The sequence below is a fragment of the Nocardiopsis sp. TSRI0078 genome, from assembly GCF_001905145.1.
Classification (GTDB): Bacteria; Actinomycetota; Actinomycetes; order Streptosporangiales; family Streptosporangiaceae; genus Nocardiopsis.
Map to the genome: position 1 here is coordinate 191,781 of NZ_LWLB01000034.1, position 25,747 is coordinate 217,527.

The 25,747-nt window shown below is 71.9% G+C and carries 19 protein-coding genes; 17 read left to right on the plus strand and 2 right to left on the minus strand.

From position 1 onward, the window contains the following. Window positions 1–152 precede the first annotated feature (152 nt). On the plus strand, window positions 153–821 hold the full coding sequence (locus A6A08_RS22095) for a cellulose binding domain-containing protein (RefSeq protein ID WP_073704547.1): 669 nt from the start codon (window positions 153–155) through the stop codon (window positions 819–821). Between the two features lie 386 nt (window positions 822–1,207). Here A6A08_RS22095 and rpmB read toward each other — a convergent pair whose 3' ends face one another. Then, window positions 1,208–1,393 carry a 50S ribosomal protein L28 gene (gene rpmB, locus A6A08_RS22100; protein ID WP_073704548.1) on the minus strand — a complete coding sequence of 62 codons (186 nt, stop codon included), beginning with the start codon at window positions 1,391–1,393 and terminating at the stop codon, window positions 1,208–1,210. A 487-nt stretch (window positions 1,394–1,880) separates the two neighbouring features. Between rpmB and recG the strand changes: the two genes are divergently transcribed. The 10 genes from recG (at window position 1,881) to smc (ending at window position 13,420) form a co-directional block, all read left to right on the plus strand. After that, on the plus strand, window positions 1,881–4,088 hold the full coding sequence (gene recG, locus A6A08_RS22105; protein WP_073704549.1) for an ATP-dependent DNA helicase RecG: 2,208 nt from the start codon (window positions 1,881–1,883) through the stop codon (window positions 4,086–4,088). Window positions 4,089–4,122: 34 nt separating this feature from the next. Further along, window positions 4,123–4,704 (plus strand): 16S rRNA (guanine(966)-N(2))-methyltransferase RsmD, encoded by a 582-nt coding sequence (gene rsmD / locus A6A08_RS22110; RefSeq protein ID WP_073704550.1) that lies wholly within the window; start codon window positions 4,123–4,125, stop codon window positions 4,702–4,704. 306 nt (window positions 4,705–5,010) lie between these two features. Continuing rightward, a complete protein-coding gene (gene coaD / locus A6A08_RS22115; RefSeq protein WP_073704712.1) occupies window positions 5,011–5,505 on the plus strand; it encodes a pantetheine-phosphate adenylyltransferase in 495 nt (164 codons plus the stop codon). A 237-nt stretch (window positions 5,506–5,742) separates the two neighbouring features. After that, window positions 5,743–6,288: a DUF177 domain-containing protein gene (locus A6A08_RS22120; protein ID WP_073704551.1), complete on the plus strand. Its 546-nt coding sequence runs from the start codon at window positions 5,743–5,745 to the stop codon at window positions 6,286–6,288. Window positions 6,289–6,420: 132 nt separating this feature from the next. Then, window positions 6,421–6,597 (plus strand): 50S ribosomal protein L32, encoded by a 177-nt coding sequence (gene rpmF / locus A6A08_RS22125; RefSeq protein ID WP_013151268.1) that lies wholly within the window; start codon window positions 6,421–6,423, stop codon window positions 6,595–6,597. Window positions 6,598–6,956: 359 nt separating this feature from the next. Beyond that, window positions 6,957–7,739 (plus strand): ribonuclease III, encoded by a 783-nt coding sequence (gene rnc / locus A6A08_RS22130; protein WP_073704552.1) that lies wholly within the window; start codon window positions 6,957–6,959, stop codon window positions 7,737–7,739. A gap of 6 nt (window positions 7,740–7,745) precedes the next feature. Next, window positions 7,746–8,600, plus strand: a complete 855-nt coding sequence (mutM, locus tag A6A08_RS22135; RefSeq protein WP_073704553.1) for a bifunctional DNA-formamidopyrimidine glycosylase/DNA-(apurinic or apyrimidinic site) lyase — start codon at window positions 7,746–7,748, stop codon at window positions 8,598–8,600. A 58-nt stretch (window positions 8,601–8,658) separates the two neighbouring features. Beyond that, window positions 8,659–8,946 (plus strand): acylphosphatase, encoded by a 288-nt coding sequence (locus tag A6A08_RS22140; protein WP_073704554.1) that lies wholly within the window; start codon window positions 8,659–8,661, stop codon window positions 8,944–8,946. 366 nt (window positions 8,947–9,312) lie between these two features. Then, on the plus strand, window positions 9,313–9,504 hold the full coding sequence (locus tag A6A08_RS22145) for a hypothetical protein (protein ID WP_073704555.1): 192 nt from the start codon (window positions 9,313–9,315) through the stop codon (window positions 9,502–9,504). Between the two features lie 370 nt (window positions 9,505–9,874). Next, entirely contained in the window at window positions 9,875–13,420 is a 3,546-nt protein-coding gene (gene smc / locus A6A08_RS22150) for a chromosome segregation protein SMC (RefSeq protein ID WP_073704713.1), read from the plus strand. A gap of 245 nt (window positions 13,421–13,665) precedes the next feature. On the opposite strand, the gene A6A08_RS22155 is transcribed toward smc, so the two are convergent. Beyond that, entirely contained in the window at window positions 13,666–16,317 is a 2,652-nt protein-coding gene (locus A6A08_RS22155) for a S8 family serine peptidase (RefSeq protein ID WP_073704556.1), read from the minus strand. A gap of 613 nt (window positions 16,318–16,930) precedes the next feature. On the opposite strand from A6A08_RS22155, the gene A6A08_RS22160 reads away from it, so the two are divergent. The 6 genes from A6A08_RS22160 (at window position 16,931) to ffh (ending at window position 25,554) form a co-directional block, all read left to right on the plus strand. Continuing rightward, on the plus strand, window positions 16,931–17,881 hold the full coding sequence (locus A6A08_RS22160) for a helical backbone metal receptor (protein WP_073704557.1): 951 nt from the start codon (window positions 16,931–16,933) through the stop codon (window positions 17,879–17,881). Between the two features lies 1 nt (window position 17,882). Further along, complete coding sequence (locus A6A08_RS22165) at window positions 17,883–18,917, plus strand: iron ABC transporter permease (protein WP_073704558.1); 1,035 nt, start codon at window positions 17,883–17,885, stop codon at window positions 18,915–18,917. A gap of 246 nt (window positions 18,918–19,163) precedes the next feature. Then, window positions 19,164–20,345, plus strand: a complete 1,182-nt coding sequence (ftsY, locus tag A6A08_RS22170; protein ID WP_073704559.1) for a signal recognition particle-docking protein FtsY — start codon at window positions 19,164–19,166, stop codon at window positions 20,343–20,345. A 455-nt stretch (window positions 20,346–20,800) separates the two neighbouring features. Beyond that, window positions 20,801–22,132: an ammonium transporter gene (locus A6A08_RS22175; protein WP_073704560.1), complete on the plus strand. Its 1,332-nt coding sequence runs from the start codon at window positions 20,801–20,803 to the stop codon at window positions 22,130–22,132. A gap of 399 nt (window positions 22,133–22,531) precedes the next feature. Beyond that, entirely contained in the window at window positions 22,532–23,740 is a 1,209-nt protein-coding gene (locus tag A6A08_RS22180; RefSeq protein ID WP_073704561.1) for a hypothetical protein, read from the plus strand. A 212-nt stretch (window positions 23,741–23,952) separates the two neighbouring features. After that, entirely contained in the window at window positions 23,953–25,554 is a 1,602-nt protein-coding gene (gene ffh, locus A6A08_RS22185) for a signal recognition particle protein (protein ID WP_073704562.1), read from the plus strand. Window positions 25,555–25,747 lie beyond the last annotated feature (193 nt).

Below are 25,747 nucleotides of genomic sequence, written 5' to 3' on the forward strand. Positions count from 1 at the left end.
TGCCCGGATCGCGGAACACGGAAGCTCCCGTGGGGTCCCGTGGGCGACCGGCCGGAAGAAGCGGGGCGCACGCGGCGGAGGGCGGCGCAGAGGGAGGCAATCGAAGCCGGGAGCCCTCGGTGGAGGGCGACGGGAACGTCGAGGGGCGGGTTATGGGGCGGCAGGACTGGCGGAACGGTCCCCGCCGGGGTGCGCACCGCAGCGAGCCGAGGGACGCGGGCGCGCTGAGGCGTCTGGGCGGCCTCATCGAGAGCACGGTTCCCAAGCGCGTCGAACCGCCGCGGCTGCTCAACGTGCTCGTCGTCTCCGGGGTCATCCTCGGCCTGCTCCTGTTCGGCTACAGCACCACCCAGATCTACCTGCAGTTCGGCGGCACCCCGGGCGCGACCGAGGCCCCCGGGGCCCAGAACGGCTCCCGGCCCACGAACGAGGCCTCCTCGGAGGCGGAGGCGGAGGGCGGGTCGGCCTCCGGCGGCGACGGGTCGCAGGGGACGCAGACGCAGGCGGGTTCGGAGCCCACCACGGTCGTCTACCGGATCACGGAGTCCACGCCGGGCGGGTTCAGCGGCCACGTCACCGTCACCAACACCTCCCAGACCAGGCTGGACGCCTGGGAGCTGGCCCTGGCCTTCGACTCCGCCGAGGTCACGCAGGTCAACGGCGCCGACTGGCAGGAGATCGAGGACGGCATCCTGGCCCGCCAGCCCGAGGGGCAGGACGACCTGGACCCCGGCGACTCGGTCGCGCTCACCTTCGAGGCCGTGGGCGTGCCGCAGAGCCCGGTCCGCTGCTCCCTGAACGGGCACATCTGCGAGCTCTGAGCGCGGCCCGCCACGGCACGCGGACCCGCTCCCGGCGCCCCGCGGCTGTGAGCCGTGTTCCTTCCCCGCCCTCGTGGAACGACGGCCTCCGTCGTCGAGCTGCTGCTGTAGGCATCGCCGTCGAGGGCGTCGCCCCGGAAGACCCGGTCCCCTTCCGGGTTGTTCGGCCTGCCCGGCGCGCTCGCGGTGACGGGCGGCGGCCACCTGGACGCGGACGGTGAGGAGTCCTGTCAGGGGCCGACGGCGCTGACCGTCGTCTCCGGGGTACCGTGGCCGCCGCCACGGCGATCCGTCGGAACCCTCCGCCGCGGCTGTGCCGGGAGACGACGAGGGCCCCCGACCGCGACGGTCGGGGGCCCTCGACAGATCCAGAAGGGCTGGGAACCCTAGCGGGCCACCTTGCCGGCCTTGATGCACGAGGTGCAGGCGTTCACGCGCTTGGGCGTGCCGCCCACACGGGTGCGAACGGTCTGGATGTTGGGGTTCCAGCGGCGGCGGGTGCGACGGTGCGAGTGGGAAACACTGTTACCGAACCCTGGTCCCTTGCCGCAGACGTCGCAGACGGAAGCCACGGTAACTCCATTCAAGCGCTCGGGATCGCGCACGTCGCCGCACGCGAAGGTTCATCCGACCGGGAGAGGTCGGGCGGACTGGTTGGCGCAGACGCCAACCGTGGAAGAGTACACGAAGGACAAGGCCGGACGCGGAAAAGCCCTGTGCCGCCGACCCATGCCCGTACGCGCAACGGCGGTACCGCGTGGCCGAAGACGGCCTCGGTGACCAACCGGAGCATCGAATCCGCCACGCAGGCATGGCGAAAACGCATGAACTCCGATGAGTATACCCCGGTTGGGAGCGGTCGGGAGCCCGCGGGCGCCGGACGGCCCCGTCCGCCGGGACGCGGCCCCGCGACGGTCCCCGCGACCGGCCGCGGTCCCAGGGGCACCGCCGGCGGTCCCGGCGCGGACGGCCCGGGGCGGCCCCGGCCGAGGGGCACGCGAGCGTCGCACCGGAGGACTACCGTTGCGGTGACCGGCCATCCGAGACGGGGACGCACACGTGAGTACCTGGGACGAACCGCTGAGCAAGGGACCGCTCAGGGGCAAGACGGCGAAGGCCCTCGCCGAGAAGCTCGGCCTGCACACCCTGGGCGACCTACTGCGCTACTACCCGCGCCGCTACGACCGGCGCGGCGACCTGACCGACCTCGCCGAGCTGCGCGAGGGCGAGGAGGTCACCGTGCAGGCCCGCGTCCTGGACGCCAAGCGGCGCACCGTGCCCGCCCGGCAGGGGCGCCGCCGCATGGACATGATGGAGGCCACCGTCACCGACGGCACCGGCCGCCTGCACCTGACGTTCTTCAACCGGGGCTCCTACCACCAGAACGCGCTCGTCCCGGGACGGCTGGCCATGTTCTCCGGCCGGGTCTCCACCTTCAAGGGCCGCCGCCAGCTCGACCACCCCCAGTACGAGCTCCTCGACGAGGACGGCCGCGAGGGCGAGCGGGCCCGGGCCTACGCCGACGAGCTCATCCCGGTCTACCCCGCGGTCAAGGGCATGGACTCCACGACCATCACCCGTGTCGTCGACGTCGTCCTGGCCGACGTCGACAGCCTGCCCGACCCGCTGCCGCCCGAGGTGCGCGAGCGCCACAAGCTCCTCGGCGTCGCCGACGCCCTGCGCGCGATCCACCGCCCCGCCGAGTGGGCCGACGTCGGCGCCGCCCGGCGCCGCCTGAAGTGGGACGAGGCGTTCGTCCTGCAGCTCGCACTCGCCCGGAGGCGCCACCACGCCGAGGAGCTGCCCGCCAAGCCCCGTCCCGGCGCGGTCGGCGGCATCCTCGACGCCTTCGACGCCCGGTTGCCGTTCACCCTCACCGAGGGCCAGCGCGAGGTGGGCGGGCGCCTCGCCGAACGGCTCGACGCCGCGCACCCCATGCACTGCCTGCTCCAGGGCGACGTGGGCGCGGGCAAGACCCTGGTGGCGCTACGCGCCATGCTCCGGGTCGTGGACTCCGGCGGCCAGGCCGTCATGCTCGCTCCCACCGAGGTCCTCGCCCAGCAGCACCACCGGTCCATCAGCGCCATGCTCGGGGAACTCGGCCGCGCCGGGCAGATCGACGGGGCCGAGAACGCCACCCGGGTGGCCCTGCTCACCGGCTCCATGAACGCCGCCGCGCGCCGGGAGGCCCTGCTGGACGCGGCGTCCGGTGCGGCGGGGATCGTCGTGGGCACCCACGCCCTGCTCCAGGAGCACGTGACCTTCGCCGACCTGGGCCTGGTGGTGGTCGACGAGCAGCACCGCTTCGGTGTGGAGCAGCGCGACGCCCTGCGGGAGAAGGCCGTGGACGGGCGCCCGCACGTGCTGGTGATGACCGCCACCCCGATCCCGCGCACCGTCGCGATGACCGTCTACGGCGACCTCGACGTGGTCGCCCTCACCCAGCTGCCCACCGGCCGGGCCCCGGTGTCCACGCACGTGGTGCCCGCGAAGGACAAGCCGCACTTTTTGACGCGGGCCTGGGAGCGCATCCGGGAGGAGGCGGCCAACGGGCACCAGGCGTTCGTGGTCTGCCCCCGGATCGGCGACGACGACAGGGGCGGGGCGGAGGAGGAGGCCGGCGGCCACCCGGACGAGGACGTCCCGGGCGCGCGGCCGCCGCTGGCGGTGCTGGACGTGGCCGCGCGGCTGGGGGAGGGGCCGCTCTCCGACCTGCGGGTGGAGGTCCTGCACGGCCGGATGGCCCCCGACGACAAGGACGCGGTGATGCGCCGGTTCGCGGCGGGGGAGACCGACGCGGTCGTCTCCACCACCGTCATCGAGGTGGGAGTGGACGTGCCGAACGCCACAGTGATGGTCATCATGGACGCGGACCGCTTCGGCGTCTCGCAGCTGCACCAGCTGCGCGGCCGGGTCGGCCGGGGCCGGCTGCCCGGACTGTGCCTGCTGGTCACCGACGCGGAGGAGGGCTCGCCGGCCCGGGAGCGGCTGGCCGCCGTGGCCGCGACCACCGACGGGTTCGAGCTCTCCCGCGTGGATCTGGAGATGCGCAGGGAGGGCGACGTGCTGGGCGACTCGCAGTCGGGGGCCCGGTCCAGCCTGAGGCTGCTCACGCTGCTCAAGGACGAGGAGCTCATCGGGCAGGCGCGAGAGGAGGCCGCGGAGTACGTGGCCGGGGACCCCGGGCTGACCGGGTACCCGCCGCTCGCCGAGGCGCTGGAGACGCTCCTGCCCGAGGAGCGCGCGGAGTACCTGGACAAGGCCTGAACGGCCGGGCCGCCTGCGTGGTTACCTTGGGGGCATGACCCGCATCATCGCCGGAACGGCCGGCGGACGGCGCATCTCCGTCCCCGAGGGCCGTACCACCCGCCCCACCAGCGACCGCGCACGCGAGGCCCTGTTCTCCTCGGTCCAGTCCGACCTCGGCGCCCTCGACGGCCTGCGGGTGATGGACCTGTACGCGGGCTCGGGGGCGATCGGCCTGGAGGCCCTGTCCCGGGGCGCCGCGCACGCGCTGCTGGTGGAGGCGGACCGCAGGGCGGCCCAGGTGGTCAGGGGCAACATCACGGCGCTCGGGCTCCCCGGCGCCCGGCTGGTGGCCGACCGGGTGGAGAGGGTGCTCAGGCAGGACAACGCCGGCGACCCCTACGACCTCGTGGTCGCCGACCCGCCCTACGCCGTCACCGACGCCGAGGTCACCCGAGTGCTGGCCGACCTGGTCGGCCACGGCTGGCTGGCCGAGGACGCCGTGGTCGTCGTCGAGCGCTCCAAGCGCGGGGCCGAGCCCGCCTGGCCCGAGGGCCTGGAGCGTGCGCGCAGCAGGGGGTACGGGGAGGCGGTTCTCTGGTACGCCCGCCCGTCTCCCGCCACCACCCTCAACTGACGCCTGCGGCGCGGTGCTTTCCATGCCCGTCTCCCGCCACCACCCTCAGCTGACGCCTGCGGCGCGGTGCTTTCCATGCCCGTCTCCCGCCACCACCCTCAGCTGACGCCTGCGGCGCGGTGCTTTCCATGCCCGTCTCCCGCCACCACCCTCAACCGACGCCTGCGGCGCGGTGCCGCCTGGGTCTGCGCCCGTCACCGGTGAGGGACGGATCCGGTCACTAAGCGGGTGTTGCCCGAATCCCCACGAGGGTGAACCCCTACGATCGCGATACCCGAACGTAGTTCTGTGAAAGGGGCGATCACCGTGCGTCGAGTCGTCTGCCCGGGTTCCTTCGACCCGGTGACCCACGGCCACATCGACATCATCGGCCGGGCGGCCAAGCAGTACGACGAGGTCGTCGCCGCCGTGCTCAACAACGTCAACAAAAGCGGCCTGTTCACCGTCCCCGAGAAGCTCGACATGCTCCGGGAGGGCACCGCCGAGTTCGGCAACGTGCGGATCAGCGAGTTCGACGGGCTCCTCGTCGACTTCTGCCGGTCGAACGGCATCGAGACCATCGTCCGCAGCCTGCGCTCGGTCAGCGACTTCGACTACGAGCTCCAGATCGCCCAGATGAACTACCGCCTCTCCGGCGTGGAGACCGTGTTCATGACGGCGAACCCGCAGTACTCGTTCCTGTCCTCCAGCCTGGTGCGCGAGATCGCCCAGCACCGCGGGGACGTCTCCAGCCTGGTCACCCCCTACGTCGAGCAGCGCCTGCGGGAGAAGTACGCGGAGCGGGCCGCCGAGGGCCGCTGACCGGGCCCGCGCCACCGGACCCCGCCGGTCCCGCCACGGGCCCCGAGGCGGGCGGACCCGTGCTGATTTGGGTGGCAGGGGAGATGGTAGGTAGAATCTTGGTTTGACCATGGGTGTCGTCGGTTCTCGGCGCGCCCGTGTCGGTCCCGCGCAAGACCTCATCGCGCACCCGGCACTTTCCGGATTCCTCGTGAAGGTTCGATAACCCTGTCTCGCCTAGATCTCCGTGACCCGTTCGTGGTCGACACCCGCCAGCTGGGCCGCCAGCCGGGGTCGATGCGCACCGTCAACCGCATCGTGACCGCGCCTCAGGCGTTCTCGTCGGCGATGGCGGCCGTGCCCGAGGGCAGTGAGATCGAACTGGACCTGCGCCTGGAAGCGGTGATGGAGGGCGTCCTCGTCACCGGTACCGTCCGCGGCCAGCTCACCGCCGAGTGCTCGCGCTGCCTGGACCCGATCTCGGACGACATCGAGGCCGAGTTCCAGGAGCTGTACCGCTACCCCGCGGACGAGGACGCGGCCTCCGGTGCGGGCGAGGACGAGGACGACGAGGATGAGGACTACTATCTAGAGGGCGAACTGCTCGACCTCGAACCCGTGGTCCGAGACGCCGTCGTGCTCGCGCTCCCGCTCACACCGTTGTGCGGCCCGGACTGCCCCGGCCTGTGCTCCGAGTGCGGCGCCAAGCTCGCCGAGGCCGGTCCCGACCACAGCCACGGCGACGACGTCGACCCGCGCTGGGAGGCACTCCGCAAGCTCGCGGAGGATCCCGGCGAACGATGAGCTCGTGAACCGATCACGGACGGCCGCCCCCGGGCGCCCCCGTCGACCGGAGCACGCCCTCCCCGCCACAGCGCGCGGGGTGACCAGATAAGCGACCTCCCGCGACCGCGGGGGTGACCCAGGAGGATTGAAGTGGCCGTCCCGAAGCGGAAGATGTCGCGGAGCAACACCCGGACCCGCCGTTCCCAGTGGAAGGCGTCGCGCCCGGTGCTGGTCAACTGCCCGCGCTGCCGCGACCCGAAGCAGCCCCACATCGCGTGCCCGACCTGCGGCACCTACAACAACCGCCAGGTCACCAACCCGGCCTAGCGGATGCCCGGCCTCGGGGCCCGGCACCCGATACCCGATCCGCCTCGGGGCGGACCCGTCCGACGGGTCCGCCCCGAAGTGCTGTCAGGACCTCGGATGCTCTCCGAGCGCCACCGTGCAAGGATTTGTAGAGTTACCTGAGGAACAACGCACGACACACGACGGATACAGGCACACCCAGCAGCACACAGTGCACCGCGCAGTGATCCGGGCTCTCCCGGGTTCCCGAGTTCGTGGTGGTTGCCGGGGGAGCGGAGCCTCCCGCGACGGTCACCTCGTTTTCGAGCACCCTGGCCGGGCCGCGGGTCCCCCAGACCGCCGCGCCGCACCCCGGCGCGCACGAACAGGGAAGTGAACCAGTGGCCAGCCAACTCTCCGCCTCCGAGGCCAAGTCCTTCCACCGGGCCATCGGGGTCGAGGTCGACCCGAAGATCCTGCTCCGGGCCCTGACCCACCGCTCCTACGCCTACGAGAAGGGCGGCCTGCCCACCAACGAGCGCCTGGAGTTCCTCGGCGACTCCGTGCTCGGCCTGGTGGTCACCGACACCCTCTTCCGCAAGCACCCCGACCTGCCCGAGGGGCAGCTCGCCAAGCTGCGCGCCGCCGTGGTCAACATGCGCGCCCTCGCCGACGTCGCCCGCGGCCTGGGCATCGGCTCCTACATCCGGCTCGGCCGGGGCGAGGAGGGCACCGGGGGCCGCGACAAGTCCTCGATCCTCGCCGACACCCTGGAGGCGGTCATCGGTGCCGTCTACCTGGACCGCGGCCTGGACGTGGCCTCGGAGTTCGTGCACCGGCTCTTCGACCCGCTCATCGCCACGGCCTCCGGGCTGGGCGCGGGCCTGGACTGGAAGACCTCCCTGCAGGAGCTGACCGCGGCCGAGATGCTCGGCGTCCCGGAGTACCACGTGGACGAGAGCGGCCCCGACCACCAGAAGACCTTCCGCGCCACGGTCCACGTCGCGGGGGAGAGCTACGGCCTGGGCGAGGGGCGCAGCAAGAAGGAGGCCGAGCAGCAGGCCGCCGAGTCGGCGTGGAAGGCCATCAAGGCCCGTTCCGAGGCCACCGCCAAGGTCGCCGAGGAGATGACCGGGACCGCCGACTCCGCCGGGGGCAGGGCCTCCGGCAGCGGGCGGGGGTGAGGGGACGTGCCCGAACTCCCCGAGGTGGAGGTCGTCCGCCGCGGCCTGGCCGAACACGCCCTGGGCCGCACCGTCGGCGCGGTCGAGGTCCTGCACCCCCGGTCGGTGCGGCGGCACGTGCCCGGCGCCGCGGACTTCGCCGCCCGCCTGTCGGGACGCGTGCCCACGGCCGCGCACCGGCGCGGCAAGTACCTGTGGCTGCTCCTGGACAGCGGCGAGATGCTCCTCACCCACCTGGGCATGAGCGGCCAGATGCTGGTCCAGCCCACGGGCAAGCCCGACGAGAGGCACCTGCGGGTGCGCCTGCCGCTGTCGGACGGCACCGAGCTGCGCTTCGTCGACCAGCGCACCTTCGGCCACCTGATGGTGGACGTGCCCGGCGCGCGCGAGGACGTGCCCTCGGCGGTGGACCACATCGCCCTGGACCCGCTGGACCCCGACTTCGTCCCCGAGGCGTTCGTGCGGGCGCTGCGGGCCAGGCGCACCGAGGTCAAGCGGGCGCTGCTGGACCAGTCCCTGGTCAGCGGCGTCGGCAACATCTACGCCGACGAGGCGCTGTGGCGCTCACGGCTGCACTGGGCGCGTCCCACACACGGCCTGTCCGACGAACAGGCCATGGAGCTGCTGGGACACGTGCGCGAGGTGATGGCCGAGGCCCTGGAGGTGGGCGGCACCACCTTCGACGGCCTGTACGTCGACGTCAACGGCGAGAGCGGCTACTTCGAGCGGGGGCTCAACGCCTACGGCCGCCGCGACCGCCCGTGCGGCCGGTGCGGCGTGCTGATCGTCCGCGAGGCGTTCATGAACCGCTCCTCCTACAGCTGCCCCGGCTGCCAGAAGCCGCCCGGGGCCCGCGGCTGAGGCAGTGCGGCGTGTTGGTGAGCAAAGTGTGTCTGTCAGGTAAGTAAGGAGTCGGGCCGTGGGGGACGACGTCGAGGACGTCCGGCTGACCGCATGGGTGCGGGGGCGCGTGCAGGGCGTGGGTTTTCGCTGGTGGGCGCGGTCCAAGGCGCTGGAACTCGGCCTGAGAGGGGCGGCCACGAACCTCGGCGACGGCCGGGTCGAGGTGGTCGCCGAGGGGCCGAGAAGCGACTGCGAGCGGCTTCTTGGCCATCTCAGGGGCGGCGCAACACCCGGTCGTGTGGACTCCGTGGTCGAACGTTGGTCCGCGGCGGGGGGGACGTTCACCGGATTCGTCGAACGGTGAGTATGCTGGATGGGTAACGCGATCCGAGCGCACCGCGCGACCGCGGCGGCCCGAAGGGGTTCGCGGCGGGGGTCTCGCGGAGTGCGAGGCGACCACTGTGCGGAGTCCGCGTCGTCCGCACGCTCCGGCGCAGACCGGGGTGACCGTGTTCGGATCGTGCGCTGCCACCTGCCCAGGTGTATCACTCTGGGGTGTGGCCGTTACGGACCGTTGTAATCCAATCTTGACCAGCGGCGCGCACAGTGAGACTCTGGAAGGTACATCGCGCAACTTTCCAGACCCGTGTGAGACGACGCCAGTCGGCGTTACCGCGGGACATCGCACGCGCGGATCACCACTGGTCACTCAGCGTGGAGGACCCACATCATGGCGAAGGCTCTGTTTGGCCACGTCGGCGGCTCCGACCCTCGGATGGTCTCGGAGATGCGGCGGCTTCAGAAGCGGGTACGCGACCTCGAGGACGAGATCAGCCGTCTTCAGGCACGGAACGACCAGCTCAGCATGGCCGTGACCGATGCCGCGTCCAGCGCGACCGAGCGCGAGCCGGCGCTCGCCTGACCTGAACACCGTCGACGTTTCGGCTCCAGCCAGGCTGGCCTTCGTGGTTGACCCACCGACGGGGACGCCGAGAGCACGATCCAGGCGTCCCTGGCCGGAACCGTCGACGGACCGGGTCTGACCCCCGTTCACCGAGCCGCTGTTTTTCCTTTCCCTTTGCGGCCTTTTTCACCGTTGTACCCGGCGGACCCTGCTGCAACCCTCTGTGTCCGCCGGACATCCCCCCTCCCCCCGCCCGGTCACGGAAGCGCCTGCTCAGTGGCCCGTTCCATCCGGGACACCGGCCCGAACCCCACCCGTAGGCCACCGCTTCGTGGCACCCTTGGGTGATTGCGGTCCGTGTCGAAGGTGACCGACGTGGGAGGTGTGGGTGTACCTGAAGAACCTGACGCTGCGCGGCTTCAAGTCGTTCGCGTCGGCCACCACCCTGCGCTTCGAGCCGGGGATCACCTGTGTGGTCGGTCCCAACGGCTCGGGCAAGTCCAACGTCGTCGACGCCTTGTCCTGGGTGATGGGGGAGCAGGGGGCCAAGTCCCTGCGGGGCGGCAAGATGGAGGACGTCATCTTCGCGGGCACCTCCACCCGCCAGGCGCTGGGCCGCGCCGAGGTCAGCCTCACCATCGACAACACCGACGGCGCCCTGCCCATCGACTACACCGAGGTCACCATCCGGCGGACCATGTTCCGCAACGGCGGCTCGGAGTACGCCATCAACGGCGACACCTGCCGCCTCCTCGACATCCAGGACCTGCTCAGCGACTCCGGCATCGGCCGCGAGATGCACGTCATCGTCGGCCAGGGGCAGCTGGACACCGTCCTGCACGCCGGCCCCGAGGAGCGCCGTGCCCTCATCGAGGAGGCCGCGGGCATCCTCAAGCACCGCAAGCGCAAAGAGAAGGCGATCCGCAAGCTCAACGCGATGCAGGGCAACCTGGACCGGGTCACCGACCTCACCGCCGAGCTGCGCCGCCAGCTCAAGCCCCTGGGCAGGCAGGCCGAGCTCGCGCGCCGGGCCGCCGTCATCCAGGCCGACCTGCGCGACGCCCGCCTGCGCCTGCTCGCCGACGACATCACCACCCTCACCGAGCAGCTGGCCAAGGAGGAGGCGGACGAGAAGGAGGTCCTCGCCCGCCGCGCGTCCGCCGAGGCCGCCCTCACCCAGGCCCAGGAGCGCGAGACCGAGCTGGAGGCGCAGTCCGCCGCCGCGGCCCCCGCCCTGGCCCGGGCGCTGGAGACCTACCACGCCCTGTCCCGCCTCACCGAGCGCCTGGACGCCGTGCGCGGACTCGCCAGCGAGCGCCACCGCAACCTGGCCTCCGTCGACGACGAGCCCGTGCACCGCCGCGACCCCGAGGAACTGGAGATGGAGGCCGAGGAGGCCGCGGCCCAGGAGGAGGAGCTCCTCACCCGGCTGGAGGAGGCCCGGGAGGTCCTGGAGTCCGCCGTCACCGAGCGCGCCGCCGCCGAGGACGCCCTGCACCGCGAGGAGAAGCGGCTGGAGGCCGCCGCCCGCGCCTCCGCGGAGCGCCGTGAGGGCATCGTGCGGCTGTCCGCGCGGGTGGAGAGCCTGCGCGGCCGCCTGGCCTCCAGCGAGGCCGAGATCACCCGCCTGGAGGAGTCGGCCCGGCAGGCCGCCGAGCGCGCCGAACAGGCCCAGGCCGAGTACGAGATGGCCGCCGAGGAGTCCGCCGGACTCGACGAGGGCGACGCCGAGCTCGACTCCGCCCAGGAGCGCGCGGCCCTCCGGCTCTCCGAGGCCGACGCCGAGCTCAACCGCCTGCGCGACGCCGAGCGCACCGCCGAGGGCGAGCGCGCCGCGCTCGCCGCCCGCAAGGAGGCCCTGGAGATGGGCCTGGCGCACAAGGACGGCGCCGACACCCTCCTGGGCGCCGACCTGCCCGGGATGCTCGGCAGCCTCGCCGCGCTCGTCCAGGTCGAGTCGGGCCGGGAGACCGCCGTGGCCTCCGCCTTTGGCGCCGCCGCGGGAGCGGTCGCCGTCGGCGACATCGACACCGCCGTGGCCGCGCTGGACCTGCTCAGGTCCGAGGACGCGGGCCGGGCCGGGATCGTCATCGCCCAGGCCGTTCCCGCCGTGCCCCGCCAGGAGTGGCCCGAGCTGCCCGCCGGCGCCCGCTACGCCGTCGACGCCGTCGTCGCCCCCGAACACCTGCGCGGCGCGGTCACCGCCCTGCTGGACCGCACCGCCCTGGTCTCCGGCGCGGTCGCCGCCCGCGACCTCGTCGACAAGGTCCCCGGCGTGCGCGCCGTCACCCCCGAGGGCGACGTGTTCGCCGCGGAGCTGGTCCACGGCGGTTCGGCCGGAGCTCCCAGCCTGCTGGAGGTGCAGGCGGCCGTGGACGAGGCGGGCGAGAGGCTGGAGGCGGCCGCCGAGAACGCCGACCGGATCGCCGCCGAACTGGAGGAGCGCAAGCGCGAGCGCGCCGCCCTGGCCGCCGAGGTGGAGGAGCTCACCGCGCGCCGCCGCCAGGGCGACCGCAAGCGCAACGAGTCCGCGCAGCGGCTCGGCAAGCTCGGCGGCCAGGCCCGCTCCGCCGAGGCCGAGTCCGAGCGGTACGCGGCCGCCGCGGCCAAGGCCGCGGCCGCGCGCGGGGAGGAGGCCGACAGGCTGGCCCGCCTGGAGGAGGAGCTGGCCGAGGCCGAGGAGATGACCGCCTCCATCGAGGAGGAGGCACCCGACGCCGACACCCGCGACGAGCTGGCCGCCCAGGCCTCGCGCGCCCGGGCCACCGAGATGGAGCGCCGTCTGGCGGTGCGCACCGCGGAGGAGAGGGCCCGCTCGATCGCCGGCCGCGCCGAGCAGCTGCGCGCCCAGGCCTTCGAGGAGCGGCGTGCCGTGGAGCGCGCGGCCGAGCGCCGCCGCACCCGCGCCGCGCAGGCCGTCGTCGCCGGGGCCGTCGCCGAGAGCGCCCGCCTGGCACTGGAGCGGATCGCGGTGTCCCAGGCCGCCGCCGAGTCCGAACGGGCCGCCGCCGAGGCGGAGAAGGAGACGCGCGACGCCGAGCTCAAGGCGGTGCGCGCCCGGGTACGCGAGCTGTCCGTGGAGCTGGAGAAGCTGACCAGTTCGGCGCACAGCGGCGAGGTGGCCCGTGCCGAGCGGCGCATGCGCCTGGAGCAGCTGGAGACCAAGGCGCTGGAGGAGATGGGTGTGGACGTGCCCACCCTCGTCGCCGAGTACGGGCCCCGGGTGCCCGTGCCCCCGCCCGCCGACGCGGGGGAGGACGCGGTCCCGCTGCCGTACGTGCGCGAGGTGCAGGCCAAGCGGGCCCGGTCGGCCGAGCGCCAGCTCAACCAGCTCGGCAAGATCAACCCGCTCGCGCTGGAGGAGTTCGCGGCCCTGGAGGAGCGGCACGCGTTCCTCAACGCCCAGTTGGAGGACCTGAAGAAGACCCGCCGGGACCTGATGGACATCGTCCAGGAGGTCGACGCCCGGGTGCAGGAGGTCTTCTCCGCCGCCTACCTGGACGTGGAGCGCGAGTTCGCGGCGATCTTCGGGCGGCTGTTCCCCGGAGGGGAGGGGCGTCTGCTGCTCACCTCGCCCGAGGACATGCTGACCACCGGCATCGAGGTGGAGGCGCGCCCGCCCGGCAAGAAGGTCAAGCGGCTGTCGCTGCTCTCCGGCGGCGAGCGGTCCCTGACCGCGGTGGCCTTCCTGGCGGCGATCTTCAAGGCCCGCCCGTCCCCGTTCTACGTGATGGACGAGGTCGAGGCGGCCCTGGACGACACCAACCTGCAGCGGCTGCTGGTGATCTTCGAGGAGCTGCGCGCCTCCTCTCAGCTGATCGTGATCACCCACCAGAAGCGCACGATGGAGGCGGCCGACGCGCTGTACGGCGTGACCATGCAGGGCGACGGCATCTCCCAGGTGATCAGCCAGAAGCTCGAACGCCCCGCCTGAGGGCCGGGTCCGGCCGTGCGCCCGGCACACGGCCGGGGCCGCCCTCCCCCTCGGGAAGAGCGGCCCCGGTGCTGTGCCCCTTCGGACCTCCGCTTCGCCTCGGCCCGTGTTCGGGCGTCCGAAGAACGGGAACCTTCGGACCCTCCGGTGTGACGGCTCGTTCCTCGCAGTCCCACCTACGCATCCTCCAGAACCCCGTGGACGCCCGAACCAGCCCCCTTGGAGCGGAGCCCAAGAGGCAGGGCTCAGCCGCGTGCGATGGTGATCACCGGGGAGGTCCAGGTCTCCCAGTGCTCGGGGTTGTCCGGGTCGCCGAGCGCCTTGAGCGCGCGGACCTCCAGGCGGTAGTCGCCGTCCTTGACGGGCTTGATCTTGTCGTGCCTGTCCACGACCGTGCCGTCCCACGGGTAGCTGAAGAACGACGTCCCGGTCGCGTTGCGGTTCACGTGGTCCACGGACACGGCGACGTTGCGGTGCGGGTGCACCGGGCGTCCGGTGCGCTCGTTGATGACGACCATCTCCAGCTTGGTGACGTGGTGGTCGAAGTGCGCGATGACGTACGGGACGTCCGGCAGGCCGTCGACCCACTCCATCGTGTAGGTGGCGCCGTCGGGCTGGTTCTCGAACGTGCCGCCGTCGGCGCTCGCGCACTCCAGGCCGGAGAAGGCGCCGCAGTCGGTGATCTTGGTCAGCCACGGCAGTTCGAACGTGTTGCCGTCGCCGTCGGTGACCGGGGTCATCGCCTCGATCTCCTGGTAGTCCCCGTTGTAGGCGGCGTACGGGACGCGGTAGGTCTCGCCGTCCGTCTCGGCCACGGTGACGTAACCGCCGTAGATCATCCGGTCGTAGTCCTGGGCGGGCGGGGTGACCGTCACCCGGACCTCGGCCGACGCGCCGGGGGCCAGGGTCACCTCGCCGGTGTCGAAGGACACCTCGGCGGTGCCGTCGTTGTAGCCGGGCGAGAAGGTGCTGCCGTGGGTGCCCAGGGCGCCCTCGTGGCCCAGCTCGTACGTGGCCTCCTCGTCACCGTCGTTGGTGATGGTGACCGTCTTGGTCACGGTGTCCTGGGTGGCGCCCAGGGACAGCTTGCCGGGGGTCACGGTCGTGGTGGCCAGCGCCGCGCCGGGCACGTCCAGCATGCCCGCGCCCTGCCGGTGCACGTTGTCCAGGTAGCCCAGGTCGGGGTTGCCCCACCAGGCCTTGGGGTCGGCGCTGTTCTGCAGGACGTCGCGCACCTCGTGCGCCCCCAGGTCGGGCCTGGCCTGCAGCAGCAGCGCGACGCCGCCCGCCACGTGCGGGGAGGACATCGAGGTGCCGCTGATGGTGGCGTAGCTTCCCTTGGCCACGGGGTAGGTGGAGTTGATCAGACCGCCCGGGGCGCCGATGTCCGGCTTCAGGGTCAGGTCGGGGGAGAGGCCGAAGGAGCTGAAGGAGCTGATCAGGCCGCCGGTCGGGTTGGGCACGGTGGTGCTCTCGCCGGTCCAGGACAGGGTGACGGTCTCCCCGCCCTCCAGGAGCTCCCGGAGGTGGGCGCCGGAGGCGGCGGAGATCCCGATGGCGAACGCGCCCTGGTCGACGATGCCGCCGCCCGCGAACATGCCCGCGACGTTGTTGTACATGACCACGCCGGTGGCACCCGCGGCCAGGGCGGTCTCGTACTTCTCGGCGAAGGTGCACTCGCCGCGCACCATCAGCGCGGTCCTGCCCTCGGGGTCGCCTTCGAGCCCGTCGCCCAGGGACGTGCAGCCCCGCCCGATCCAGACGAGCTCGTCGGTCTCCCCGGAGGTGGGCGGAGGCGCGGCCTCGCCCATCTCCATGTAGGCGAGGACCTCGCCGCTGGGGTTGGCGGTCACGGACGCGGCCTGGATGTGGGTGTTGTCGAAGGAGGCGACGCCGATGACGTCCTCGCCCAGGCCGGGGGCGCCCGCGGAGTACAGGCCGGTGTCGCCCTCGTTGCCGATGGAGGCGACCACGACCATGCCCTCGTCGACCAGGTTGTCCGAGGCGACCGCGGTGGGGTACTGCGGCCAGGAGTGGGCGGAGCCGATGCTCATGTTGAGCACGTCCATGCCGTCGTCCAGAGCCTGCTCCATGGCGGCGATCATGATGTCGGAGGTGGTGGAGCCGTTGCAGCCGAACACCTTGTAGGCGCCGAACTCCACGTCGGGGGCCACGCCGGTGACCTCGCCCTCGGCACCCACGATCCCGGCCACGTGGGTTCCGTGGCCGTGGCAGTCCTGCGGGTCGTCGTCGGGCACGGGCACGGAGTCCGGGACGCCCGCGTTGAAGTCGTCCCCGACGAAGTCGTGGCCGGTGACCACGCGCTCGTTGGGGAAGCCGCCGCCGCCCAGGTCGGGGTGGGTGTAGTCGATACCGGTGTCCATGACGGCCACGCGCAGGCCCTCACCGGTCAGGCCCAGTTCGTTCTGCGCGGTGTCGGCCCCGGTCATGGGCAGCGCGGTGTCCAGGTCGGGGGCGCTGTCGTCGGTCTCGGGGATCTGGTAGTTGACGACGGGGTAGATGGCGTTGACGCCGGGGATCTCCCGGGCCGTGCCCACCTGCGCGTCGTCCATCTCCACGGAGAGGCCGTTCCAGAGGTCCGCGAACGAGTGCCGTTCGTCGTACTCCAGGCCGTACTCCTCGGCCTCGGCCCGGAACTCCTCCTGCTCGCTTTCGACCTTGGCCGAGGAGGAGCCCTCGGTGGTGGGCGGGCTCTCGAGTTCGATGAACCACAGGCCGCTGGCCTGGTGGGTCAGTTCGCCGTTCTCGGCGGTGGGGGCGGGGTGCAGGGGGGCGAGCTCTGAGATCTCGTCGGCGCTTGCCGGTGTGGCCGCGACCAGACCCGCGACGAGTGTCAACCCGGCGAGCGGTGCCAGGCGCGTTCGGTGGGGTACCACCTTGTCAACACATCCCTTCTCGGTGCACGCCGGAGGACACCGGGGGCGCGGGGTACCCCGCTGGGTACGTCTGTGGCGTTCAGGGGGATACGCCGCTTAATGTCCGTACTCGGTTAATCGGCGCGCATAGCAACGAGATCATTGCCGTGCGCCATGAAGGTGTCAATGTTCACCAAGACTCAATCTGGCCACATAGAGGGACAGGAGGTGCACTGTTTGTTATTTCTACACAAAAGCGGACAATATTCTCTTTCGTCTCTAAGGGGGCAAAAAGGAACCCCGGCGGAGTGCGCCGTTCTCCGCGCGAAACCACGGCCGTATCGGAGAAGGCGCAGGCCAGCGTAGCCCCGGGGCGCCCTCCGGAGCGCGCGGCGGGCCGAGTACGCTGGAGGGACCGGGCCGCCCACGGGCGGCCCGACCGGTGTCGAGGGAGCGAAGTCCGGTACCGCGGCCACAACCGGCCGCCAACCCGGCGCTGTCCCGCAACTGTGACGCCCCGCCCGCGCGGGGACGAGCCAGGTCGCCTCCCCGACGCCGACGTCCCCGTCCTCGTGGGAAGGACAGGCCGTCTCCACCGGGGCCGTGCTCCTTCCCCTGCCCGAAAAGGAGCACCGTGCGGACCGCACGCCATCTTCCCCTCGCCCTCCTCGGAACCGCACTCCTCCTGACCGCCTGCGGCGCGCAGGAGGGCGGCTCTCCCGAGTCCGACGCCGGCACGGGTGAGGGTGAGGGCGCCTTCCCCGTCACCGTCACCGACGCCACCGGCGAGGTCACCCTCGAGGAGGCGCCCGAGCGGATCGTCTCCCTGTCCGCCAGCCACACCGAGATGCTCTTCGCCATCGGCGCGGGCGACCAGGTCGAGGCCGTCGACGAGTACTCCACCTATCCGGAGGAGGCCCCCACCACCTCGCTGAGCGGCTTCGAGCCCAACGTGGAGGCCATCGTCGAGCACGACCCCGACCTGGTCGTGCTCGCCCGCAGCGCCGAGGAGACCGCCTCCCAGCTGGAGACCGTGGGCGTCCCGACGCTGGTCCTGGACGCCGCCGTGGACCTGGAGGACACCTACGGCCAGATCCGCCTGCTCGGTGAGGCCACCGGCAACGCCGAGGAGGCCGACGCCGAGGCCGAGCGGGTCGAGAGCGAGTTCGACGCGATCGTCGAGAACGTGCGCGAACAGGTCGGCGACACCGAGCTGAGCTTCTACCAGGAGCTGGACGAGACCTCCTACGCCGCCACCTCCGACACCTTCGTCGGCGACGTCTACGAGTCCTTCGGGCTGGTCAACATCGCCGACGCCGCCGACGCGGACGGTGCCGCGGGCGGCTACCCGCAGCTGTCGCAGGAGTACATCGTCGAGGAGGACCCCGACCTGATCTTCCTCTCCTACGGCGACGACTCGACGGTCACCGAGGTCACCGAGCGCCCCGCCTTCGACACCGTCACCGCGGTGAGGAACGACGCCGTCTACCTGCTCGACGCCGACATCGCCTCCCGGTGGGGGCCGCGCGTGGTCGAGTTCGCCGACCTGATCGGCCAGGCCGTCATCGAGAACGCGGACAAGTAGCGTGCGGGGCGCCGTCGGCCTTCCGGTCGCGTGGTTCGCGGGAGGACTGGCCGTGCTCGCCGCGGCCGTCCTCCTCGGCGTCTCCGCGGGCGCGGCCTCCCTCTCCGCGGTCGACATCGCCCGGCACCTGCTCAGCCTCCTGCCGCTCGACGTACGGTCGCCGCTGTCCGACCGGCAGGCGGCCCTGCTGGTGGAGCTGCGCCTGCCCCGCGTGGTGATGGGCGCGGTCGTGGGCGCCCTCCTGGCCACGGCGGGCGGCGCCTACCAGGGGGTGTTCCGCAACCCGCTGGCCGATCCCTACCTCCTGGGTGCCGCGTCCGGGGCGGGGCTCGGCGCCACCATGGTCATCGTCTTCGGCCAGCAGTTCAGCGACTCCCCGCGCGCCCTGGTCCCCGCCGCGGCGTTCCTGGGCGCCCTGCTCGGTGTGGCGGCCGCCTACCTGCTCGGCTCCACCGCCGGCGGGGGCGGTACCGCCTCGCTCGTCCTGGCGGGCGTGGCCGTCTCCTCGTTCCTGTCCGCCGCGCAGACCCTCGTCCAGCAGATGGGGGTGGACCAGCTCCAGCGCATCTTCGCCTGGCTGATGGGAGGGCTCGGCCGCGGCGGCTGGGACGACGTGCGGCTGATCGCCCCCTACGCGGTGGCCGGCCTCGTCGTGCTGCTGGCCAGCGGCTACCTGCTGGACATGCTCTCCCTTGGCGACGACAAGGCGGTCAGCCTGGGCCTGAACCCGGCCGCCGTGCGCATCGTGGTGATCAGCGCCGCGTCCCTGGCCACCGCCGCCGCGGTGTCGGTGAGCGGCCTGATCGGCTTCGTGGGGATCGTCGTCCCGCACATCGTGCGCCGCCTGGTGGGCTCCAGCTACCGGGCGATCCTGCCGGTCACCGTGCTCTTCGGCGGCGCCTTCCTGGTGCTGGTGGACATCGTCGCCCGAACCCTCATCGCCCCCGCCGAACTGCCCATCGGCGTGGTCACCGCCTTCCTCGGCGCGCCCTTCTTCGTGCTCATCCTGCGCACCACGCGCCACCGAGGTATCTAGGACCCATGTGACGGATGCCTTGCTCGACGCCTGGGGGTGTGGTTCGGGCGCCGACAGGGTGCTGGAGGCGTCGGACGGGCCGCCGGCGACGAAGGGTCCAGGCACGGGAGGCGCCGAAGGCTCCTGCCTTCGGGGCGTCCGGACACGGGCGGAGCGGAGTCCCCAAGCAAGAGGGGCCCTTCGTTCCCGGCACGCCATCCCACCGTGACACGAACGCGTCGGACACTCTGGGAGACTGGTGGCGCTATGGACATCACCTTGCTCGTTGCCATCGTCATCGCCGTCGTGCTGTTGGCCGCCGGCGGATTCTTCCTGGTCATGACCCAGCGCCCGGGCAAACCGGGCAAGGAGGAGACCAAGCCCGAGGCCACCGGGGAGGCGGCGGGGGCGACCGCCGTGGAGGACCGGGAACGGGACACGGGGACCGTGCGCACGCCGCCCGCCCAGGCGCCGCCCGCGGAGGAGGCCGCCAAGCCCGCCGAGCCGGAGGTGGAGGCACCGCCCCCCTCCGCCGGACGCATGGTCCGCCTGCGCGCGCGGCTGGCCCGTTCGCAGAGCTCCTTCGGCCAGGGGCTGCTCAACCTGCTCTCCGCCGACTCCCTGGACGAGGACGCCTGGGAGGAGATCGAGGACACCCTCATCACCGCCGACATCGGCGTGACCTCCGCCACGCAGATCGTGGAGAACCTGCGCACCCGGGTCAAGGTGCTCGGCACCCGCGGCCCCGACGAGGTCCGGTCACTGCTGCGCGAGGAGCTCCTCGCCCAGATCACCACCAGCGCCGACCGCTCCGTGCACACGGAGCCGCACGGCGACCGTCCGGCCGTGATCATGGTCGTGGGGGTCAACGGCACCGGCAAGACCACCACCACCGGCAAGCTCGCCCGCGCCCTGGTCGGTGACGGCCGCAGCGTGGTGCTCGGTGCCGCCGACACCTTCCGCGCCGCCGCCAGCGAGCAGCTCCAGACCTGGGGCGGACGCGTGGGGGCCCCGGTCGTGACCAAGGAGGAGGGCGCCGACCCGGCCAGCGTGGCCTTCGACGCCGTGTCGCGGGGCATCGAGGACGGAGCCGACACCGTCATCATCGACACCGCCGGGCGCCTGCACACCAAGACCGGCCTGATGGACGAGCTGGGCAAGGTCAAGCGGGTCGTGGAGAAGAAGTCCCAGGTGGACGAGGTCCTGCTCGTCCTGGACGCGACCACCGGGCAGAACGGCCTGCGCCAGGCGCGGGTGTTCGGCGAGGTCGTGAACGTGACGGGCATCGCGCTGACCAAGCTGGACGGCACCGCCAAGGGCGGCATCATCGTCCAGGTCCAGCGGGAGCTGGGCGTGCCGGTCAAGCTCGTCGGGCTCGGCGAGGGCCCCGACGACCTGGCGCCCTTCGACCCCGAGGTCTTCGTGGACACGATCCTGTCCGAGGACTGAGCGAGAGGCCACCGGCGGCGCGGCCGGGCACCCGACCGGGTGTCCGGCCGCGCTCGTGTGTGCACGGGGATATGACGTCGGTGCCTTCCCGGGGCGCGTGAGGGTGGTGGGGGACACAAGAGGGAAACCCCGGCGCAACACGGGGAGCGACCAGCTGACCGCGCCGCCGCCGCGAGCGTGAGAACCGGCGGAGTGTGCCCAGTCCACTACTCTCCGTCGGTGTGACGGAGGTCGCTCCGGGGTGGTGCATGTGCGTTCGCACGCGCCGGGGCCTTGGTTCACGGCCCCTTAACACTTCTGTCTGTCCTTTTACCCGGGCGCAACATGTCGGGTCCAGCGGAGAAACACCCCGGTCGGAAAGTTGCCTGCGTGGTGTTCTGCATCGGGCCCGATGATGCGCTCGCTGACCGCCGCCCTCACAGACAATCCCCCGTCCGTCCTATGGAGGCGACGCAATGATTGACACCGGCAACACGACGTGGCTGCTGATCAGCGCGGCCCTCGTGATGCTCATGACTCCGGGCCTGGCCTTCTTCTACGGAGGCATGTCCCGGGCCAAGAGCGTCCTGAACATGATGCTGATGAGCTTCACGAGCATCGCGGTCGTCAGCGTGCTCTGGGTGGTCGTCGGCCACTCGCTCACCTACTCCGACGGCGGCCCGGTGGACGCCTTCATCGGCGGTTTCGACTACGTGGGCCTGACCAGCCTCATCGGTGAGATCGAACCCGCGGACGGTGAGGGCGGCGGAGGCTACCCGCTCCTGGTCGACGCCGGGTTCCAGATGATGTTCGCGGTCATCACCGTGGCCCTGATCAGCGGCGCCATCGCCGACCGCGCCAAGTTCGGCGCCTGGATCCTCTTCGCGCCGATCTGGGCGCTCCTGGCCTACTTCCCCGTCGCCCACTGGGTCTGGGGCAGCGGCTGGATCGGCGACCTGTCGATCGGTGGCTACGAGGTCATCGACTTCGCGGGGGGTACCGCCGTCCACATCAACGCCGGCGCAGCCGCACTGGCCCTGACCTTCGTCCTCGGCCGCCGCAAGGGCTTCGGCTCGGAGTCGATGCGTCCGCACAACCTGCCGTTCGTCCTGCTGGGCGCCGCGCTGCTGTGGTTCGGCTGGTTCGGCTTCAACGCGGGCTCCGCCTACGCCGCCGACGGCACCGCCGCCCTGGCCCTGGTCAACACCCAGGTGGCCACCGCCGCCGCCACCGGTGCCTGGATGCTCGTCGAGCGCTTCCGGTACGGCAAGGTCAGCGCGCTCGGCTTCGCCTCCGGCGCCATCGCGGGCCTGGTCGCCATCACCCCGGCGGCCGCCAACGTCACCCCGGTCGGCGCGATCGTCGTGGGTCTGCTGTCCGGTGCCGTCTGCGCCTACGCCATCAGCTGGAAGTTCAAGTTCAAGTACGACGACGCGCTCGACGTCGTGGGCATCCACATGGTCGGCGGCATCATCGGCTCCCTGGTCCTGGGCCTGCTGGCCGCGGGTGTCACGGGCGGCTCCGACGGCCTCCTCTACGGCGGCGGCATCGGCCTCCTGGCCGTCCAGGCCGTCGCGGTCGTCGGCGTCATGATCTACTCCTTCGTCGTCACCTGGGTCATCGCCAAGGTCATCGACCTCGTCATCGGGTTCCGCATCCCCGAGGAGGTCGAGACCAACGGGCTGGACCACGAGCTGCACGCCGAGTCCGCCTACGCCTTCGACGAGCTGGACGAGATGGAGACAGAAGCGGTCTCCTCGCCGACGCCTCCGGGTGGGGAGACGACCTCGCCGCAGGTCAAGGCCTAGCCCTCAGCGTCGAGGCCGCAGGGTCTTGCGCCGCTGACGCGGTGAGGTGTCCAGGGGCTGACGGGGAGCGATCCCTGTCAGCCCCGTTCGTGTGCTCGGATACCCTTCGTGGCGTATGTGGGTGTTCATGGCTCATATTGGCCATGGCCTGCGCATCGGTTCGATACCCTTTCCGAGCGGCGCGGCGGTAGAGCCCGGGCACGGGGGTGCCCGGTCGACGGCGAACAGCCCGTGACGGAACCGTCCCGGATCCCCGCGAAGAGCACGAGGCGAAACCGGGGGGCCGCGCGTGCGCATCCCACGCCGAGAAACGGGTCAGGGCCGGTGCGTCCATCCCCCGCCCACCCGGAAACCATGCTGATTCGTACAGTGCCCCACATGTCGGGGTCAGGAGGCAAGATGGCGCCGGTTAGTCACATCAGGGGTCGCAGGGGCGGACGCGCCGCGCTCGCCGCCGCGGGTGCGGTCGTCGCGCTCGGCCTGGCCGGATGCTCCATCGACCTCAGCCATCTGCGCCCGGGAGGCGGAGGCGAACCGGAGCCCAGCCCCGAGGCCGCCGAACCGGTCGCCGCGGCCCCCCTCGTGGAGGAGGCCCTGGCCGGCCTCGCCACCTACCCGGCGCTCACCGCCACGGGGCAGGTCGCCGAGAGCGTCGACTCCGCCGACGTGCGCGACACCTCCCTGACCGTGGCCGACACCGGTACGGCCAGCGGCACGATCCGCGCCAACGGCGTCGAGGCCGAGCTGATCAGCGCCGACAGCAAGCTCTTCATCCGCGCCGCGGAGAACTTCTGGCTCGACCAGGGGGTCTTCGGCCCCGACTTCGACGACTTCGACGGCAACTGGGTGCGCGCCTCCGCGGCGCAGGCCGGGTTCGACCCGAGCACCACCCTGGCCCCGCCGGAGCTCTCCGCCGCCCTGGGGGCGATCGAGCTGGAGTCGGAGGAGGCCGTGGAGGAGAACCTGGACGGCACCCTCACCTACCGGATCGACCTGGCCGGCGAGCGCAACCAGATGTGGATCAACGCCGAGACCAACCAGGTCCAGCGCATCGCCATCGAGGAGCTCGTCCCCGAGGAGGCCGAGACCGGCCCGCAGGTCCGCCTGGACCTGGCCGAGGCCGACACCGCCGCGGCCGAGGAGCTCTACGACGGCGTCGTCGCCACCGCCGAGGAGGAGCTGACCGGCTCCCGGGACGCCCGCATCGAGGTGGGCTGGGACGGCAGCCCCGACATGTCGTGCGAGGAGGGCCCCGACTGCACCTGGTCCGGCACGGTGCGCGACGCGGGCGGCGACGGCAGCGGCACGGTCACCGTGCGCATGGACGTCACCTTCAGCAACGCCGACATCGGCGAGCAGACGTGCGAGGACAGCGGCAACCTGGAGGCGGGCGGCACCCTGGAGCTGGCGTGCAGCGCCAACTACAACATCGTCAGCGCCGAACAGCAGACCTACCCCATCGACGGGGAGGCGCAGCTCTCCACGTACGGGCTGACCGGCGGCCAGCAGGAGGAGATGCTGGCCAACCTCGACGAGCAGCGCGAGGCCACCCTGTCGGGGGGCGCCTCTCCCTCCGAGAGCGCGGAAGAGGAGGAGGGCGGCAACTAGCCCGCCCGTCGCCCTCCACCACCCTCAACGGACGGCCGCCGGCCGCAGGCTCACCTGCCCGTCGCCCTCCACCACCCTCAACGGACGGCCGCCGGCCGCAGGCTCACCCGCCCGTCCCGTGCACCGGCGCCTCACCACCTCGTGATACCCCCGGGTGACGCGGGGCGGGTAGGCTGGGAGACCAATTCCGAGACGAAGGACTGGCCACACTCGTGTTCGAGACGCTTTCCGACCGGCTGACATCGGTCTTCTCCTCGCTGCGCGGCAAGGGGCGCCTGTCCGAGGAGGACATCAACGCGACCGCGCGGGAGATCCGTCTCGCGCTGCTGGAGGCGGACGTCGCGCTGCCGGTGGTCCGCGAGTTCATCTCGCGGGTCAAGGAGCGCGCGCGGGGCGAGGAGGTGTCCAAGGCCCTCAACCCGGCGCAGCAGGTCATCAAGATCGTCAACGAGGAACTGGTCGAGATCCTCGGCGGCGAGACCCGGCAGATCCGCTTCGCCAAGAACCCGCCGACCGTGATCATGCTCGCGGGCCTCCAGGGCGCCGGTAAGACCACCCTGGCGGGCAAGCTCGCCAAGTGGCTGGCGGCCGACCGCAACACCCCGCTGCTGGTCGCCGCCGACCTGCAGCGCCCCAACGCCGTCACGCAGCTGCAGGTGGTCGGTGAGCGCGCCGGGACCCCCGTGTTCGCGCCCGAGCCCGGCAACGGCGTCGGCGACCCGGTCCAGGTCGCCCGCGAGTCGGTCGAGCACGCCCGGCGCAACAACCACAACGTGGTGATCATCGACACCGCCGGCCGTCTCGGTGTGGACAGCGAGATGATGCAGCAGGCCGCGGACATCCGCGACGCGGTCAGTCCCGACGAGATCCTGTTCGTCGTCGACGCGATGATCGGTCAGGACGCGGTCAACACCGCGCAGGCCTTCCTCGACGGGGTCGGCTACGACGCGGTGGCGCTCACCAAGCTGGACGGTGACGCGCGCGGCGGTGCGGCCCTGTCCATCCGGCACATCACCGGCCGTCCCATCATGTTCGCGTCCACCGGCGAGAAGCTGGAGGACTTCGACCTCTTCCACCCGGACCGGATGGCCTCGCGCATCCTGGACATGGGTGACGTGCTCACGCTCATCGAGCAGGCGCAGCGCACGTTCGACGAGGCCGAGGTCGAGAAGATGGCCTCGACCATGGCCTCGGACGACGACTTCACGCTGGACGACTTCCTCCAGCAGATGTCGATGGTCCGCAAGCTCGGCCCGATCGGCAACCTGCTCGGCATGATGCCCGGTATGGGGCAGATGCGCGACCAGATCGAGAACATCGACGACAAGGACCTGGACCGCATCCAGGCGATCATCCAGTCGATGACCCCGGGCGAGCGCTCGAACCCGAAGATGATCAACGGCTCGCGCCGCCTGCGCATCGCCAACGGTTCGGGTACGCAGGTCAGCGACGTCAACGGCCTGGTCACCCGCTTCTTCGAGGCGCAGAAGATGATGCGCAAGATGAAGAACGGCGGTATGCCCGGCATGCCCGGGATGCCGGGCGGCGGCGCCGGCGGCAACCGCAAGAAGGCCAAGGCCCAGGCCAAGAAGGCGAAGAAGGGCAAGCAGCGCAGCGGCAACCCGATGAAGGCCCGCCAGCAGGAGGCCGAGCGCGCCGCCGAGCGGCAGCGGCGCCAGGAGGAGGGCGGCCAGCAGGCACCGCAGCTGCCCCCGGGCCTCGGCGGCGGTGGCGGCGACCAGCCCACGCTCCCGCCCGGCTTCGGCGGCCCCAACATGCCGGACCTGTCGAACTTCAAGTTCCCGAAGAAGTAGCACGGCCGGCGGCCCTTCCGCCCGTCTCGCGGCGGGCGGAGCGCTACCATGCCTACGGCGGCCCGTCCACGTTCCGGGGACGGGCCGCTCCCGTCCGGGGGGTCCGCGGTGTCGTGTGCAGGGAACCCGTCCGCGTCTGGCACAATGAGTAGTCGACTAACGGTGACGGGCCAGCCCTCTAACTAGCCCGTCA